Raw genomic sequence first — 17811 nt, forward strand, 5'->3', positions numbered from 1 at the left:
GCTGTTTTTTGGAGGGAAATATGAACATACTAATTGTCGGAGCCCACGGCATGTTGGGAAAAGACCTTGCAGAAACACTAAAAACAAAGCACACTCTACTATTATCCAGCAGAAACAACCTAGATATTACTGACTTAAAAAGCTGCAGGGATTACATTAGCCAAGCAAAACCGGACTTAATCATAAACTGTGCGGCTTATACCCAAGTGGATAAATGCGAAGAAGAAATAGAATTAGCCTACAAAGTTAATGCCCTTGGTCCTAGAAATCTTGCCGTTATCAGCAATGAGCAAAATATACCCCTAGTACAGATAAGCACCGACTATGTTTTTGACGGTACTAAGGGCACAAATTATCTGGAAGACGATACTAAAAACCCCCTTAGCATCTACGGTAAATCAAAATCCCTTGCAGAGGATTATATTATGGCTCTGCTCAATAAATTTTACATTATCAGAACCTCTTGGTTATTTGGCGAGCATGGCAATAATTTCATTAAAACCATGCTGCAAATAGGCAAGACAAGGGACAGCCTGGCCGTTGTTAACGACCAATTTGGTAGCCCAACTTATACCCGAGATTTGGCCCAAGCCATTGCCGATCTTATCGAAGAGACGAGGTATGGGATATACCACATTACCAACAGTGGCTATACCAACTGGTATGAATATACCAAAGACATTTTTACACTGTCCGGGTATAATGTAACTGTTCGACCAATTAGCACAGAAGAATTTAATCGGCCGGCACCTAGACCCAAATATTCGGTACTTAATAACAGGCTTTGGCAATTAGAGGGATTTACACCATTACGCCCTTACCAAGAAGCAGTTAAAGAATATATTGAGAACTACCTTAAGAAAGAGGTACAGCCATGAAAGGAATTGTGTTAGCAGGGGGATCGGGAACAAGACTCTATCCCATTACCAAAGCAGTATCTAAGCAGTTACTTCCCATTTACGATAAACCGATGATTTACTATCCATTATCTGTATTGATGTTGGCTGGCATCAAAGAAATACTAATTATTTCAACTCCCCGAGATCTACCGCAATACGAAGAACTTCTGGGTGACGGAAGTCAACTGGGCATCTCTTTTTCCTATGCCGTTCAGGAAGCGCCTAGGGGATTGGCCGAAGCTTTTATTATAGGTGAAAAATTTATTAGCAATGATAATGTTTCCCTTGTTTTAGGAGACAATATCTTTTACGGCCAAAGATTTTCAGAGATTTTAAGAAGAGCAGCTACTTTGCAAGAAGGGGCAGTGATCTTTGGCTATTATGTTAAAAACCCTCGGGAATTCGGGGTAGTTGATTTTGATGAACAAGGTAATGTTCTTTCTATAGAAGAAAAACCACAAAAGCCAAAATCCAACTACGCTGTGCCAGGGCTTTATTTCTATGACAATAGCGTAATAAATATCGCTAAATCAATAAATCCCTCAGCCAGAGGAGAAATAGAGATTACAGCCGTAAATAACGAATATCTTAACAACAAAAAACTAAAGGTTGAGCTTTTTGGCAGAGGCATGGCCTGGCTGGATACAGGAACCAACAACGGACTTCTGGAGGCCAGCAACTTTGTTGAGGCGGTACAGAAAAGACAGGGACTCTACATATCTTGCCTGGAGGAAATTGCTTTTAGATTAGGGTATATATCGAAAGAACAACTTTTAAGTTTAGCAGGACCTCTTGCTAAAACCGATTATGGCAAATATCTTATTGATATTGCAGAAGGGGTTTAGAAGTGAATAATGAGTAAATTTAACTTTCTTAAGACAGAGATAGAAGGACTTTATATCATTGAGCCAACAGTCTTTGGTGATAACAGAGGCTATTTTATGGAGACCTACCATGCTGAAGAATTTCGTGAGGCAGGTCTTGCTATGAATTTTGTGCAGGACAATCAGTCTAAATCTAAAAAAGGTGTCCTCCGTGGGTTGCATTTTCAATACAAATACCCCCAGGGCAAACTAGTTAGAGTAATCAAGGGGGAAGTATTCGATGTAGCCATTGATTTAAGAAAAATCTCGAGAACCTATGGGAAATGGTGTGGGGTTATTCTTTCTGAAAAAAATAAGAGACAATTCTATATACCGGAGGGCTTTGCTCATGGTTTCCTGGTGATCTCAGAGGAAGCTGAATTTGTCTATAAGTGTACGGACTACTATCACCCGGAGGATGAAGGCGGGATATTGTGGAATGATCCTGAGATAGGTATAGCATGGCCTTTAGAAAAAGTGAAAGAGGTCATTCTTTCGGAAAAAGATAAGAAGTGGAAAACCTTAAAAAATACCCTACGGGATTTTAAATACGATGAATGACCTTTTACGACAAACCGTAGGAGACGATGCCTACATCGTCCCACTGTTGTGAACGGTAAGAACTACTAATTGAGGTGACCATAATGAAAAAACTACTAGTAACCGGTGGAGCTGGTTTCATCGGCAGCAACTTTATTAACTATATGCTAGATAAATATCCTGAATACAAAATAATAAACCTTGATTTACTAACCTATGCCGGAAACCTAGAAAATTTAGCAGATATAGAAAACCGTCCTAACTATACCTTTGTCAAAGGTGATATTTGCGATATTACCTTGGTTAACCAACTGCTATCCGAAGGAGTTAACTATATTATTAACTTTGCCGCAGAATCCCATGTTGATCGCAGCATAGAAGACCCGGGAGTTTTTATACGTACCAATGTGATGGGCACACAAGTGCTTCTTGATGCAGCTCTAAAATATAAAATTGATAAGTTTGTACAAATCTCAACCGATGAGGTTTATGGTAGCCTAGGAGAGACTGGTTATTTTACAGAAGAAACTTTGCTTGCTCCCAACAGTCCCTATTCCGCCAGTAAGACCGGGGCAGATATGCTGGTGAGGGCCTATCATGAAACCTTTAAATTGCCAGTAAACACCACCAGGTGCTCAAATAACTATGGTCCCTACCAATTTCCCGAAAAGTTAATACCTTTAATTATTGCCAATGCAGAGGAGAATAAAGAAATACCCGTATACGGGGACGGTCTTAACACACGGGATTGGCTCCATGTAAAAGACCACTGCTGTGCCATAGACGCTGTAATTCACCTTGGGAAACCGGGCGAGGTGTATAATATCGGCGGTAACAACGAAAAGAAAAACATTGAAATTGTAGGAACAATTTTAGAAAGCCTTAATAAACCGAAATCCCTAATTAAGTATGTAAAAGACAGGCTCGGGCACGATAGACGCTATGCTATAGATGCAACAAAGATAAAGAAGGAGCTTGGCTGGGAACCAGCTTATTCCTTTACGAACGGTATAAAAGAAACAATTCAGTGGTACCTGGAGAATAAAGAGTGGATGGACAAAATACGTAAGGGAGAATATAGGGAGTATTACCGACGGATGTATGATAATAGGTAGAGGATTTTTTGAATAACCCTTGCTACACCTGCAGCTATGATCAAGATTTCATGGCGTAATTGGGGTTCTAATTGTCAGATGACTTGGCGCGAGGTGGGAGCGCACTATCAAGGCTCATTTATGGGCTTTGGCTTAGTCGCTCTTCACCTCACGGACTTTGATGTTACCAAAGGCGTTTTCATTACTTATCATCAGGATGCTGTAATTCATTGTTTGGCTGGTACTGCGGTGATAAGGCAGAGAATAATCAATTAGCCGGAACCTTTAAATGTATATGGCCAAACTAAATTTGATGGCGAGAATGCAGTAGAGCAATTCTAAATCTAGAGTTACTAGACTATCTAACTCTAGAAGGAGTAAAATTAGTTTGGATGAGGCAGAATTTAGTAGGTTGCCTAAATGACAGGATACTGTTAGTAGGTATTTAAAAAGAAGTTAATAAGTAGAAGGATAATAACTAATATGAGATATAGTAAGCTATTGTTAGATATTGTTAATAATCGTAGACTGTTATGGGAACTGATTAAGAAAAATTTTAAAACAAAATATTTAGGTTCTTATTTAGGTATACTATGGGCATTTATTCAACCGGCGATTACAGTATTAATTTTTTGGTTTGTTTTTCAAGTTGGATTTAAATCTATGCCAGTAGATAATTTTCCATTTATATTGTGGCTTGTTTGTGGAATGTTTCCGTGGTTCTTTTTTTCTGATGCGTTGAATAGTGCAACTACTTCTATTGTGGATAATGGCTATCTCGTTAAAAAGGTGGTTTTTCGAGTTAGTCTTTTGCCAATGGTTCAAATTATTTCAGCATTATTTGTACATGTCGTTTTTATTTTTGTACTTTTTTTTATGTTTTTAGTTTATGGTTATATGCCAAATCTGTATAGTATACAATTATTTTACTATCTTTTTGCCCTTACCTGTTTTACTTTTGGATTGTCACTTATCACGTCTACATTAATTATATTTTTAAAAGATGTCGGACAGATCCTTGCAATGATTTTACAATTTGGTTTTTGGGCAACACCCATATTCTGGAGTCTGAAGCTTATTCCGGAACAATATCAATGGATTATTAAATGTAACCCAATGTTTTATATTGTTGAAGGATATCGTAATGCTTTTATTTATCATAAATGGTTTTGGGAACTTGGCTATACTAACATTGGCTTCTGGTTTGTAACTATCATAATTATGTTCAGTGGGATATCTCTATTTAAGAAACTTCGTCCGCATTTTGCTGATGTATTATAAGTGAAGGGAAATATAAAATGGCAGAAGATTTAGCGATAGAAGTAGCGCACTTATCTAAAGTTTATAAAATTTATAATTCGCCAGTAGATCGTTTAAAGGAAGCAATTAATTTATCTGGTAAACGGTATAGTAAAGATTTTTATGCTTTAAATAATCTTTCTTTTCAAATAAAAAAAGGTGAAACTGTAGGAATTATTGGGAAAAATGGTGCAGGCAAATCCACATTATTGAAGATTATAACCGGAGTGCTTACGCCAACGACTGGTATGATTACCGTTAGTGGGCGAATAGCTTCTTTGTTAGAATTAGGTGCAGGATTTAATCCAGAAATGACTGGCATTGAAAATATTTATATGAATGGAATGATTACAGGATACAACAAAGAAGAAATGGGCACTAAGCTTAATGATATTATTGCTTTTGCTGATATAGGTGATTTTATTAACCAGCCAGTAAAATTATATTCTAGCGGGATGTTTGCACGCTTGGCATTTGCGGTAAACGCTTTTATCGAACCGGATATCTTAATTGTAGATGAAGCACTAAGTGTAGGTGACGCGGCATTTCAAGCAAAATGTATAACACGGATGCGGTATATGATGAAACTTGGTGTTACGATACTTTTTGTTACTCATGATATGTCAGTTGTAAAAAACTTTTGCAAAAAATGTCTTTATTTACAAAATGGCTCTATAAAACTTCAAGGAAATGCGGAGGAAATTGCAGACATATATTTACGTGAAATCAGAGACGAGATGAATGGGTTAAACCAAAACAGCGAAAAGAATGTTTCATTAGAGAGTTTTAAAGATATTGAAAAAAATGATAAACTAGATTTTAAGATAGATGATGCCTTTAAAAAACGCGTAGAACTATTTAGACAAGGTAATGGAAAAGTAAAGACTACTGCATTTGAAATTTTGAACATGGATGAAAAACCTATATTTGAAGCTGATTTCAATCAACAAATTATATTGCGGTTTTATTTGAAATTTTATGAAGAAACAGAAGTAGGTGTAGCTTATCATATTCGTGACGATAAGAATTTAGAAATTATAGGGAGTGGGTTAAGGCTTGAATCAAATAAGTTGCTTTCAGGAAAAATTAATGAGAAATATATAGTTGATTTCATTACTAGAGTTCCATTAACGGAAGGAAACTATAATTTTACGATAGTACTGTCAAAGCCTGTGGATAAAACAGGTGATGCTGCTATTTTTTATGACTTTATAGAAAATGCCCAAACAATAAAAATTAATCGCAGGAAACCAGTGAGAATTTGGGATAAAGTTTATTTACCTGTAGAATATAAAATTTATCCGGTAAATGAATAACCCTTTATTCTTTTAAGGAGTTTTATATGGAAAAATTTGAGAAACCAATTTATGTTACAAAAGCATTTTTACCACCGCTTGAAGATTATGTAGATTATCTAAAACATATATGGGATACACATTGGCTTACAAACAATGGAGAGTTTCATAGGCAGCTAGAGAAAAATTTGGAAAACTATTTAGGTGTAAATAATATTACGTTGTTTGTAAACGGACATTCAGCTCTTGATATAGCAATAAAAGCTTTAGATTTAACAGGAGAGGTTATTACCACGCCATTTACTTTTGCATCAACAACTCATGCTATTGTGATGAATGGCCTTACTCCGGTGTTTTGTGATATTAATCTTAAGGATTTTACGATTGATGTTAATAAAATTGAAAATTTAATTACTGAAAAAACATCAGCAATAGTTGCTGTCCATGTTTATGGATATCCATGTGATATTTATAAAATTAATCAGATAGCACAAAAATATCAGTTAAAAGTTATTTATGATGCAGCCCATGCCTTTGGTGTAAAATTAAATAATAAGGGAATTGGAAATTATGGAGATGTATCCATGTTTTCCTTTCATGCAACAAAGGTTTTTAATACTATTGAGGGTGGGGCATTAACTTTTCAATGTAATCAGTATAAGGGCTTATTTGATTTATATAAAAATTTTGGGATTACTGGACAAGAAAGTGTAGATGGTGTAGGCTTAAACGCAAAAATGAATGAATTTCAGGCTGCAATGGGGATTGTTAATTTAAAGTATGTGGATGAACAAATTTGCAAACGGAAAGAAATTACTGAACTTTATCGTAATGGATTTAAAAATGTACAAGGCATTTATTTCACGGAAGAATTAGAAGATGTAAAACAAAATTATGCCTATTTTCCCATTTTAATTGATGAAAAAAAATTTGGTATGACTAGGAATCAATTATTTGAAATTCTAAAAGAATATAATATTTTCGCAAGAAAATATTTCTATCCTCTTTCTTCTGATTATAAGTGCTTTGAAGGGAAATATAAAAATTATGATCTTGAAAATGCTAGATATGTAACAGAAAGAATTATGACCTTACCTATTTATTGTGAAGTAAATGAAATAGAGAAAATAATAGATATTATAAAAAATTTAAGAAGGTATTAAATTGTTTGACAAGGATATTAAATCAAAAGCTATCATTATATTTTCCGGATATAATCAACGGGCAATTATTGCTTTTTTACGAACGTTAAAAAATAAAAAAATAGAAAATTATGCAATTATAGCAAAATCACGTGATGATACGATATTGCTAACTGAGTACAAAGAAAAAGTTATTTATATAAGAAAAAAATATGAGTTATCGTTAGATGAATTTACTAAAATTATAAAATTAGTACAAAGAAATTTAAAAGTAGAGTCATGTTTAATTGCCCCTAGTACAGAAGCATTAAATAGATTCTTATTGGAAAATAAACAATACTTTGTAAAAATGAACTGTATTATACCTCTTGCTGAAAAAGAAATATATGAGGATATTTCTGACAAAAAAAAATTTGGGATTATTTGTTCCCAAAACAAAATTAGAATACCAAAGGAAATTTCTCTAAGTAACTTTTTTGATAGGCCCTTTGTAGCTAAACCCAAAACTTATTTTGCCCAATCTAACGGAAAAATTCATAGACCGATACTAGTTGAAACAAAAGAAATTTTTGTTAACTTTGTAAATAATTATGACACTAATGATTTTTATTACCAAGAATTTATTGACGGAAAAAGTTACTATTTATTATATTACTTTACACGAAAAGGTAAGATTTATAAATTATCACAAGAAAATTATATGCAGCAGGCTAATGGAAGGTCAATTATTGCTGCGGTAACCACTAATATACACAAAAAGAAAATTTCAAGTGATTTTGAAAAGTTATTTCTTTTATTTGGGTATCACGGACTTGTGATGGTAGAAGTTCGCTTACATAATAATAACTATTATATGATTGAGGCCAATCCACGTTTTTGGGGGCCATCCCAATTATTTGTTGATGCTAATTATAATTTTTTTGAAATATTGTTATCAGAATATGGTTTTTTATTAGAAGAGCCCAATTTGATGGAACCCCAAAAAATGATTAGGTATTTTTGGGGAGAAGGTATTTTAAATGATTTACTTAACTGTAACATGCTTGTTCATTATGGAAACCACAAAAAGGAGATATATAGGAAGATGAATTCTTGGATTAAAATAGATGTTTATGGGCGAAATGATACTAAAAAATTATTTTATACAAAAGAAACATTAATGAAAAAAGGCGAACGAAATGGATAATAGTAGAAAGCAGCTTATAGATTTGTATATGAAAAGCAGTAAACATTCTAATTATCAAATTTTAGCGTCAAATTTTCAAAAACTATTTAATAATGAAAGTTTAATAATTGATTCACGTTATGAACAAGAAAGATTAGATTATATTTTATCTAAAACTAAAATTAAAGACAAAAGAATATTAGATATAGGTGGAAATAGTGGTTATTTTACTTTTGAAGCCATAAATAATGGAGCAAAAGAAGTTGATTATTATGACGGAAATAAATGGCATGCAAAATTCGTAGAATTAGGAACAAAAATCTTTGGGCTTGGTAATAAAATTAATGTCTATAATAAATATTATGTATATGGGAATAAAGACAAAAAATATGATGTTGTTTTTTTCTTAAATGTACTCCACCATTTAGGCGATGATTATGGTGATAAATCTTTATCTTTAGAAAAAGCGAAACAATTCATGATACAACAATTAAATAATTTAGCACAAATAACAGATATATTAATACTTCAGATGGGATTTAATTGGTGTGGAAATAGAAAATGTTGTCTTTTTAAAAAAGGAACTAAAGGAGAAATGCTCAATTATATAAAAGAAAATACAAGTAAAAAATGGATACTCTTAGACGTTGGAATTGCAGAAGAGGATAATGGAAAAATTCAATATAATAATGTGAATATGGAAAATATTGAAAGAAATGATAAATTAGGAGAATTTCTTAACCGTCCAATTATTATATTAAAATCCAGAAATGAGTGATATTGTGTCAACAGTTTCTGTATTTTTAACCTCATATAATCATGAAAAATTTTTACGTGAATCAATAGAAAGTGTATTAAATCAGACATATAAAGATTTTGAATTAATTATTAGTGATGATTTCTCTACAGATAAATCTTGGGACATTATTCAATCTTACCAGGATGAGAGAATAATAAAGATTAGACATGAAAAGAACTTACGTAAACAGTTGTTTTATGATAAAATTTCGCAAATGAGGGGTAAATTTATTGCTGTTCATCATTCAGATGATATATGGGAACCCACAAAGTTAGAAAAACAAGTTAAAATTATGGAAAACCATTCGGAGTATGTAGCATGTTTTACCCACGCACAACTTATTGATGAAGATGGAAATGATTTTGAACCAGTAGATGGTAGCTTTTATAAAGGACTCTTTGAAAAGGAAAATCGAAATCGATTTGAATGGTTAAATTATTTTTTTAATGAAGGAAACTGCCTTTGTCATCCAAGTATTTTAATTCGTAAAGAAGCTTATGAAGAAAATAGATTACTTAGCTATGGATTAGCACAAATACCTGATTTCTTAATGTGGGTAAAGTTATGCCTTAAAGATGAAATTTATATTATTCAAGAGAAACTTACAAAGTTTCGATTGAGGGAAAATGAAAAAAATACTAGTGGTGATCGATTTGAGACTCGTATACGATCTGCCACAGAGTATTATTTTTTGTTAAGTGAGTATAAAATGTTAAAAAATCAGGATGATTTTCTAAAAGTATTCCCTCAGGCAGAAGAATATAATATTAATGGTAAACTTCATACGAAATATGCTTTAGCAAAAATATGTTTAGATGAACGTAAACCCAAATGTTATCAATTTTTTGCTCTTGAATTACTTTTTGAGTTGCTAAATAATCCAGAAGACTCAAAAATTATAAAACAATTATATGACTATACATTTATTGATTTTGTAAAAGAAACTGGAGAATATGATATATTTAGTGCTGTCTCACAAGAACAACTTCAAAATGTAACACTTTTTTTTGATGTTGGTGATGGATTTTCTGAAGAATTATGTATAAAAAAGACCTCATATCTACCATCAAACGGCAAATTTTCATTTGAGTTTAATATTACTGAATATCTTAAGATCAAAGATATAAAGCAAAAGATAGTATCCTTACGGTTTGATCCATGTGAAGGGTTATTTTCTATTTGCAAAATTGAAAATGTTAATTTTGATGGATTAGTATATACTGCAACCCCATTGAATTCTAGTGGAAGTTTTAATGGCTATGATACCTTTTTAATTCCAGATCCTATATATATTTTAGAAGGTGATTTTAAAGGAGGTAATATTGTCATCTCAGGGTCACTTTACATTATGGATAACTATAAAGTGGCAAAGGAGATAGCATTAATCTGTACAGAAAAAGAAGCTTTACAATCTAAATATGGAAATGCTCAGCAAGAGATTTATAATACTTTGACAAATAGGAATAAACTTCAAGCTCAGTATGAGAATGTATTGACAGATAGGAATAAACTCCAAGCTCAGTATGAGAATGTATTGACAGATAGGAATAAACTTCAAGCTCAGTATGAGAATATATTGACAGATAGGAATAAACTTCAAGCTCAGTATGAGAATATATTGACAGATAGGAATAAACTCCAATTTGAGTATGAGAATGTATTGACAGATAGAAATAAATTTCAAGCTCAGTATGAAGATGTATTGACAGATAGGAATAAACTCCAATTTGAGTATGAGAATGTATTGACAGATAGAAATAAATTTCAAGCTCAGTATGAAGATGTATTGACAGATAAAAATAAGTTCCAAACTCTTTTTGAGAAGACTCTGATAGAGTTAAAGAAATGCAAGGATGAACTAGATGAAATACACAGCTCAAAATGGTGGAAGATGATAACAAAGATTAAATCCTTGATGGGTAGGCGAAGTCTGAAATAGCAGACTAGTATTACCTAAAAGCTAAAAAGCATAGCAATATGATAACTTAAAAGACTTAAAAGAGATATAGGTAATGAATCAAGACACCGTTATAATACAGTAACCTTGAGTTTTAGCCAATGGAATTGCTGTCTATGCTATGATTTCACGGTATACTGAGTGTAGGGTACGGAAAGGATAATTTGTTTCAAGATCAGCTTACGTTTTCATAGCGACACTTAATTATCTTAGGTTTTGCTGACTGTTTAGGCGTGATAAAAACCGTTGATGACAAGTTCCAATTGGGAGCTTATCTTTCAAAGAACCGTGAATGAGAGGTTCTATATCAAACTGTTATCTAGAGGATTTCTAAAAGTTTGTTAATCAGCTGAATATTAGAAAGTACTAACCCCATTGATAGTAGCGGGAAAAAGCAACGACTAAGGTTTTGCGGACATCAATACCACAACAGATTCGGTAAACGAAGGCCATCGGAAAATTCCTTTCAAAGAGAGATAAGCAGTATTGACTGAAGTAACATTTACACGCGTGCTTGAAGTCACACCTATTTGTGATTGGAAAGGCACTCTAGATATATGCGGTCACTCCAATGTTGGAGCAGTTTATTTAACTCCCTGTGATGTGTAGTTAACTGTTATCCCTGGCTGTAAGATTGAGAAAGTGCTCAAAGGCAAATATTTCATCACATTTTGCCTTAAGCGAAGCGAAAGGAAGACAATAACGTGATAATATGTACTTCAATTTGTGCTAATTACTTACCAAAGGCTAAAGTGCTTGGAAGATCAATAAAAAAACACATAAGTGATGCATCTTTTGTAGTATGTTTTGCTGAAAGAGAGATACCAAATGAGGCATATGAAGCTGTGGCATCCGGGGAAATTGATTATTTGGTTAGAGGATGCGATTTGGGCTTGAATGAAGACTTTAATCGTTTTATGTTCAAACATACAATAGTTGAGGCATCAACAAGTATCAAAGGTATGCTGATGAAGCATCTTTACGAACGTTTTCCTGATGAAAATAAATTTATATATCTTGACCCAGATTGCGTGGTTTTTAGTGATATATCGGAACTGCGTACTATGCTAGATACTAGCCCTATTGTGCTTTGTCCTCATTTGATGCAACCAGGTCATATTGATATGGAAATAAGTTCAATAAAGTATGGCGTATACAATCTTGGTTTTTTAGCAGTTAACAGAGACAGAGAAGCACTTGATTTTATTGACTGGTGGGCAGAGAGGCTATATCTGTTTTGCTATGATGATTTATCTAATGGATTATTTACCGACCAACGGTGGGTAGATTTAGCTCCGACCTTTTTTAATGTGAAGCTGATTCACCATTATGGCTACGATTTTGGCACATGGGCAGTTAAGGATGTTGAAATTACCAAGAAGGATGGAGCTTATTTCATTAATAATGATCCACTTAGATTTGCACATTTTTCCGGATACGATGGTGGTACTATTGACATGGTTAGTAAGTGGTGGCTGTCAGAAAAAAATGAAGTTTATTATAGAGAATTAATAGAGAACTACTCATCCGCTCTAGATGATTGTGGACAACAGGCATTAGGGAAAATTCCATGGAGTTATGCCTGTTATTACTCAGGCGATCCAATTTCTAAAGAAGCAAGGATTAAGTATCGAGAAGAAAATAAGCTTAGATGGACTATAGACGATCCATTTAAGTATTCTGACGAATGGCTGTCTAAGAAATTGGGAGTTTCTATAATGAAAAATGAGCCTGAGTGGGCGAAAAGGGCAAAAAAGGCGATAGATATCTGGGTTAATGAAGGTTTTATTTCACTGACAAAAAAGTTACTAAGGAAAATGGCTAGAATTTAGCATGGTTAATAAGGCTACAGAGATATAAAAAATAATGAATTATGTAATGAGGTCATACACACTAGGCGTTACATGCAAAAAACAAGGGAGAGTTGAAATGAGTTCAGTTTGCTATGTTATACCTTTTGCTAAATCTGTACTAGCCAAAAATGTACTATCAAAAATAAAATTACTGAAATCTTCTGGCTTTAAGGTTACTGTCATTTGCTTTGAAGGAAGTGGAGTCAATTTATTAGTAAACCGTTGCATTGAAAACGGAATAGATATTCGTAGAATTGTTACAAATGAGTTAAATATAGATTTGACTATTCAGAATATACCGTTTCTTGTTTCTTTTAAAATTAGGGAAATATTGATTAGTGAAAGTTATGATATTATTCGTTTTGTTGACTTTATGGGGAGTGCATTTCATTGTATACAAGGAAAGCGGGTTTGCGGTGAATTTACCGAGACGACTCTGGTTGTTGATATGTATGGCGCTTCTCAATTTCGGAATGAAGCAGGAGAGTGTTGGGGTTACGGTGGTTTTGAACAATTATTGGTTCAGTATATGGAAAGGTATTCTTGCGAGTTTGGTGATGTACTAACAAGTCCAACAGATTATATGTACGATTGGGCTATTTCCAGACGTTGGAGGCTATGTGAGAAACGGTATGTAATCCCTCATATCTGCATATCGGAATCACAAAGTTTAGGAATTCCTAACACTTCTCACCTAATTTTTTGTGGAGAATATAGTAAGGCCGGTGGATTGCATCTTTTTTGTAATGCCTTGCGGAGGTTATCAAAAGAAAGTCTAAACAAAATAACAAACATTACTTTTATAGGTGAAATGAGCAATGTAGGGGATATTCCTGCCGAAACATATATACACGATGCTATGAATTCTATCAGTATGCAATATAAGATACTTAATGATCTTGAACCGACGGATATTATTTTGGAATGTAAGAGAAATAATGGAATATTAGTATTTCCGCAAATTACGTCAAATAATGATGGTGAAATTGTAACAGCAGTAGCAAATAATCTCCCTTTAATAGCAATGGCTTCAGATGCACATAAGGAGATCCTTGATGAGAAACTATTATTTGATAATTCGCCAGCTTCCTTAGCAGTAAAGATCCAAACTATTGAAGATATAGATTTTTCAACAGTTAGCAATAAATATAATGGATATATTGCTAGAGCTAATTGGCTAGAATCTAATAATATTAAATCAACAAATTTGTGTAAGACTAGTAGTTCTAAACCATTAGTTTCAATATGCATTGCATTTTATAATCATGGTAAATTTTTAGATATGGCATTATCATCTATAGAAAAACTGGACTATCCTTCTTTAGAAGTTATAGTTGTAAATGACGGCTCAACAGATATTAAATCTATTGAAAGATTTCATGAATTAAAAGCTATATATCAAAATAATAAGTTTAAGTTTTATTCGAAGATTAATGAAGGTCCATCAATTACTAGGAATTATGCAGCCAGTATCGCTACCGGCGATTATTTGCTCTTCATGGATGCGGATAACATTGCCAAGCCTAATATGGTTAGTTCTTTTGTAGATGCCATGCAACGGTCAGGGTGTGATTGCCTTACATGTTATTTTGATCAATTCTGGGGCGAGGGTAAGGTAGCTAATAGTTCTCGTGGACTAACATATGCACTAGTAGGGCCTAGTTTAGAACTTGGAGTATTTTCAAACTGTTTTGGCGATACCAATTTTATAGTAAAGCGAAAGGTATTTCAAGAACTTGGTGGTTTCTATAAAAGTCGAGTAGTAACAGAGGATTGGCAATTTTTGAGTAATCTTGTTTTAAGTGGGTTTACACTTGACGTTCTTCCTTCATCCTTATTTTGGTATAGGGTTTTACCAGAAAGCAACGTTAGTTTTGGTAGTGAATATCTTAAACAACAAATTATATTGGAGACATATTGTAAAAGGTTGCCGCCATATGTTTATCACGTGTTTAATTCCCTGTGTCGGCCAACATTAGAATCTAATCATCATACGGACGATATTCCGGAAATAGTTAAAAAAATAATAAAAAGACCTATTGCAATAGCTAATAAAGTATTGCCAGTTAACACTAAAAGGCGCAACATCTTTAAAAAAATAATGAAGATTATATTTAGGGTTGGTGGATAGAAAAAGAGCAAAAACTCGGTTTACATGAGTTTTTGCTTTTTTTCTATCCACCATGTTATTTGACGCTTACGCTCCGTTCTATCTACCAAGTAATTTGACACTTTTAATTCTTGCGGACGAGGCAGGAAATCAAATAGCAGTTATTGAATAACATTAACCTAATAGTAATCTTGAAAGGGTGGTTGAATTTGAAAAGAATAACTGGAATCCTGCTTTTCTTATTTACTTTCTCCCTATTGTTTACGACCTCTGCATTTGCATACTCGAAAAACAATATCTCTAGAGTGGTTAATATCCTAAATAATGGCCAGTATTACTCCATAGGTGAGATTAGGATTAGTGAGGATAGCGAATTAAATAATGATTTTAAAAATGGGGATATTTTTTCTATATCTCTTCCCGCAGGTGTATCTTGGAATCCTGATACAGTAGTTAATTATACCTATGCCAATGTTAAATTGGTATCCGATCGGAAATTAGAGATTACCATGAAAAATTGTCGGGATGGTGTTACGGATTCTATTGTCTTAAGTGGCTTGCAAATAAAAGCCGACAGCAATGTTGTAGGGGATATAGATTTAGAAATTGATGGAAGAGATTCTGCTGTCACAAGTTCAAAAATTACTTCAAATCAGATTCTTGTACAACAGAAGAGTGAGAAGTATGAAAATGAGATAGTAACAATTTTAAAGGTATTTGATGATTTTTCTGCTTTAATTGCCAGGCAAAACGGGGAACAATATATAGTAGAAACTGAGGTACCACTAGGACTTTGGAATTTGCAAAAGAAGCCGGTTGTTGTTCTATCTCCTGGCTCATTATTTGCTGGACCAGGTGCATACCTTCAGGTGCCTAGTGGGAATAAGAGTCTTCTAATTGATGTAAATCAACTCAACAGTAAGATTACGGATATCCAACCTAGTAAACCAAACGTAAGTAACGTACTTAAGGTTTATGTTAATGGGGAACCAGTATCTTTTGATACCGAGCCAATTATTGAAGCTGACGTAACATTGATCCCTTTGAGAGTCATTATGGAAAAGCTTGGTGTTGATGTATCTTATAATGATGAATTAAGGATGATTACTGCGAAAAAGGATGATAAAAAAATATACTTAAAAATAGGTGATAAAACTGCCAAGATTGATGATAGAATTGTAAATCTCCAGGTGCCTGCTCAAATTATTAACAGTCGCACACTGGTTCCCTTAAGATTTATATCCGAGTCTATAGGTGCAAAGGTTGATTATAACGAGCAAGAGCATACCATTTCTATTCAATTAGTAGATATTTCATAATTAAATTGATCTGACAAATCCAGGGAAATCCCTGGATTTCTTTGTGCGACAGGCAGTTGCATTAGCCTTGGTAAAAGACCGAGGCAATTCATGTATTAGAGACAGCGACAGCGGTACTGCGGTAAAAACGGGTCCAGAGTCCTGAAACATGAAAATTCACGGAGGTGAAAGTCCTCCCCTGGGAGTGCTGGCACGAACCAGGAAGCCTAGTCTAGGGCAGCGTCGTGAGGTGCTGTTTGAAGGAGACGTGGAAGCCGAGAGGCCCATAGGCGGCTTGACAGACCGAAATGCGAAAGCGTGAAGTACAACGGCTGGGTAAGTTGGCGACTGTGCGAAGAAAACGGGAAGCCTACCTAATGGTAACTGCTGCCCAGTGAGCCAGCCGGGCAGTAAGTAGCTTATCAGGTGATGGTGCTTGGTATGTCAAGAAGGAAAATGCGATGACCCTGTGAGATCTCCACTCTTACCTACTAAATAGGGTGACAGCATATAAGGATAAACCGAAGTTGCTGACACGGGTGGAGAAGTCAGACAACCCCATAGTACGGAAGTAAGCATCTGACCAAACTGGTGCTGAACGGAAGGGGGTTGACCTTTGTGGTTCCAACTTGAATTCGTGGTAATGCAAACGGCAACGTTACCTTGGTAAAAACGAGCCGAAGGTACGCGAGAAAGGTGAGGAATAAGACGTTGAATAATAAACTCAAGTTTAAATGGCACAGTATCTATGGGCAAATACTATTTGACCGAAAGCTAAAAGAAGCATGGCGTGAAGTTGAGGAAAATGGTGGTGCCGGAGGCAACGATGGAGAGACAATTAATAGCTTTAAGAAAGAAGAAGATGCTAAACTGGCAGACCTGTTACAGAGGCTGAGAACAAAGACCTACAAACCCTCCCCGGTACGAAGAAAATACATTACCAAAAAGAATGGTAAGCTGCGTCCGCTGGGAATACCAAATATCGAGGACAGAATTGTTCAACAGGCAATAGTTAATGTACTAAGTCCTAAATGTGAGGAGCATATATTCCACAAATGGTCTTGTGGCTACCGCCCCAATATGGGAGCCAAAAGGGTAATGCAGATTATCCTCTGGAATATAGAAACCGGATACAACCATATCTATGACTGTGATATCAAAGGCTTTTTCGATAATATACCCCACAAGAAATTAATGAAGGTACTAACAAAGTACATAGCTGACGGAACAGTACTAGATATGATATGGGAATGGCTTAAGGCAGGCTACATGGAAGAGGGAAAATATCACAGCACTGAAACAGGAACACCACAGGGGGGAGTAATCTCTCCGCTACTGGCCAACCTCTACCTAAACGAGATGGACTGGAGGTTAGAAGAACACAAGATAAGATTTGTGAGATACGCCGATGATTTTCTGCTGTTTGCTAAAACCCGAGAAGAAATAGAGAAAGCAGCCCAAGTTGCAAAAGAGGTACTTGAACAACTAGGACTAGAA

At 34.5% G+C, this 17811-nt stretch carries 16 protein-coding genes; all 16 read left to right on the plus strand.

Translation table 11 applies throughout. The annotated features are described in order from the left end of the window. Positions 1–20 precede the first annotated feature (20 nt). Complete coding sequence (rfbD, locus tag BUA78_RS10455; RefSeq protein WP_072914131.1) at positions 21–878, plus strand: dTDP-4-dehydrorhamnose reductase; 858 nt, start codon at positions 21–23, stop codon at positions 876–878. After that, entirely contained in the window at positions 875–1744 is an 870-nt protein-coding gene (gene rfbA, locus BUA78_RS10460; protein ID WP_072914133.1) for a glucose-1-phosphate thymidylyltransferase RfbA, read from the plus strand. Before rfbD ends, rfbA begins: the two co-directional genes overlap by 4 nt. Positions 1745–1753: 9 nt before the next feature. Further along, positions 1754–2323 carry a dTDP-4-dehydrorhamnose 3,5-epimerase gene (rfbC, locus tag BUA78_RS10465; protein ID WP_072914136.1) on the plus strand — a complete coding sequence of 190 codons (570 nt, stop codon included), beginning with the start codon at positions 1754–1756 and terminating at the stop codon, positions 2321–2323. An 83-nt stretch (positions 2324–2406) separates the two neighbouring features. Then, complete coding sequence (gene rfbB / locus BUA78_RS10470; protein WP_072914138.1) at positions 2407–3417, plus strand: dTDP-glucose 4,6-dehydratase; 1011 nt, start codon at positions 2407–2409, stop codon at positions 3415–3417. Between the two features lie 78 nt (positions 3418–3495). Next, a complete protein-coding gene (locus BUA78_RS20230) occupies positions 3496–3672 on the plus strand; it encodes a hypothetical protein (protein WP_175549004.1) in 177 nt (58 codons plus the stop codon). Positions 3673–3879: 207 nt separating this feature from the next. Beyond that, positions 3880–4677 carry an ABC transporter permease gene (locus tag BUA78_RS10475; RefSeq protein WP_072914141.1) on the plus strand — a complete coding sequence of 266 codons (798 nt, stop codon included), beginning with the start codon at positions 3880–3882 and terminating at the stop codon, positions 4675–4677. A 17-nt stretch (positions 4678–4694) separates the two neighbouring features. Further along, the gene (locus tag BUA78_RS10480; RefSeq protein WP_072914144.1) at positions 4695–6011 is read left to right on the plus strand and encodes an ABC transporter ATP-binding protein; all 1317 of its coding nucleotides are present in this window, start codon (positions 4695–4697) and stop codon (positions 6009–6011) included. A 26-nt stretch (positions 6012–6037) separates the two neighbouring features. Next, the gene (locus tag BUA78_RS10485; RefSeq protein WP_072914145.1) at positions 6038–7153 is read left to right on the plus strand and encodes a DegT/DnrJ/EryC1/StrS family aminotransferase; all 1116 of its coding nucleotides are present in this window, start codon (positions 6038–6040) and stop codon (positions 7151–7153) included. A gap of 1 nt (position 7154) precedes the next feature. Continuing rightward, positions 7155–8318 (plus strand): ATP-grasp domain-containing protein, encoded by a 1164-nt coding sequence (locus BUA78_RS10490; RefSeq protein ID WP_072914148.1) that lies wholly within the window; start codon positions 7155–7157, stop codon positions 8316–8318. Then, entirely contained in the window at positions 8311–9075 is a 765-nt protein-coding gene (locus BUA78_RS10495; protein ID WP_072914150.1) for a class I SAM-dependent methyltransferase, read from the plus strand. The genes BUA78_RS10490 and BUA78_RS10495 overlap by 8 nt, the downstream gene beginning before the upstream one ends. Positions 9076–9079: 4 nt before the next feature. Beyond that, entirely contained in the window at positions 9080–11035 is a 1956-nt protein-coding gene (locus BUA78_RS10500) for a glycosyltransferase (protein WP_072914152.1), read from the plus strand. Between the two features lie 722 nt (positions 11036–11757). Further along, positions 11758–12885 carry a glycosyltransferase gene (locus tag BUA78_RS10505; RefSeq protein WP_072914154.1) on the plus strand — a complete coding sequence of 376 codons (1128 nt, stop codon included), beginning with the start codon at positions 11758–11760 and terminating at the stop codon, positions 12883–12885. A gap of 97 nt (positions 12886–12982) precedes the next feature. Continuing rightward, complete coding sequence (locus BUA78_RS10510; protein ID WP_072914157.1) at positions 12983–15037, plus strand: glycosyltransferase; 2055 nt, start codon at positions 12983–12985, stop codon at positions 15035–15037. Positions 15038–15225: 188 nt separating this feature from the next. Then, complete coding sequence (locus BUA78_RS10515; RefSeq protein WP_072914159.1) at positions 15226–16335, plus strand: copper amine oxidase N-terminal domain-containing protein; 1110 nt, start codon at positions 15226–15228, stop codon at positions 16333–16335. 148 nt (positions 16336–16483) lie between these two features. After that, positions 16484–16636 carry a hypothetical protein gene (locus BUA78_RS20235; protein ID WP_175549005.1) on the plus strand — a complete coding sequence of 51 codons (153 nt, stop codon included), beginning with the start codon at positions 16484–16486 and terminating at the stop codon, positions 16634–16636. Between the two features lie 389 nt (positions 16637–17025). Then, on the plus strand, positions 17026–17811 hold a 786-nt coding region (locus BUA78_RS10520; RefSeq protein ID WP_274377390.1), incomplete at its 3' end, for a reverse transcriptase domain-containing protein.

The organism is Desulforamulus aeronauticus DSM 10349, assembly GCF_900142375.1.
GTDB lineage: Bacteria > Bacillota > Desulfotomaculia > Desulfotomaculales > Desulfotomaculaceae > Desulfotomaculum > Desulfotomaculum aeronauticum.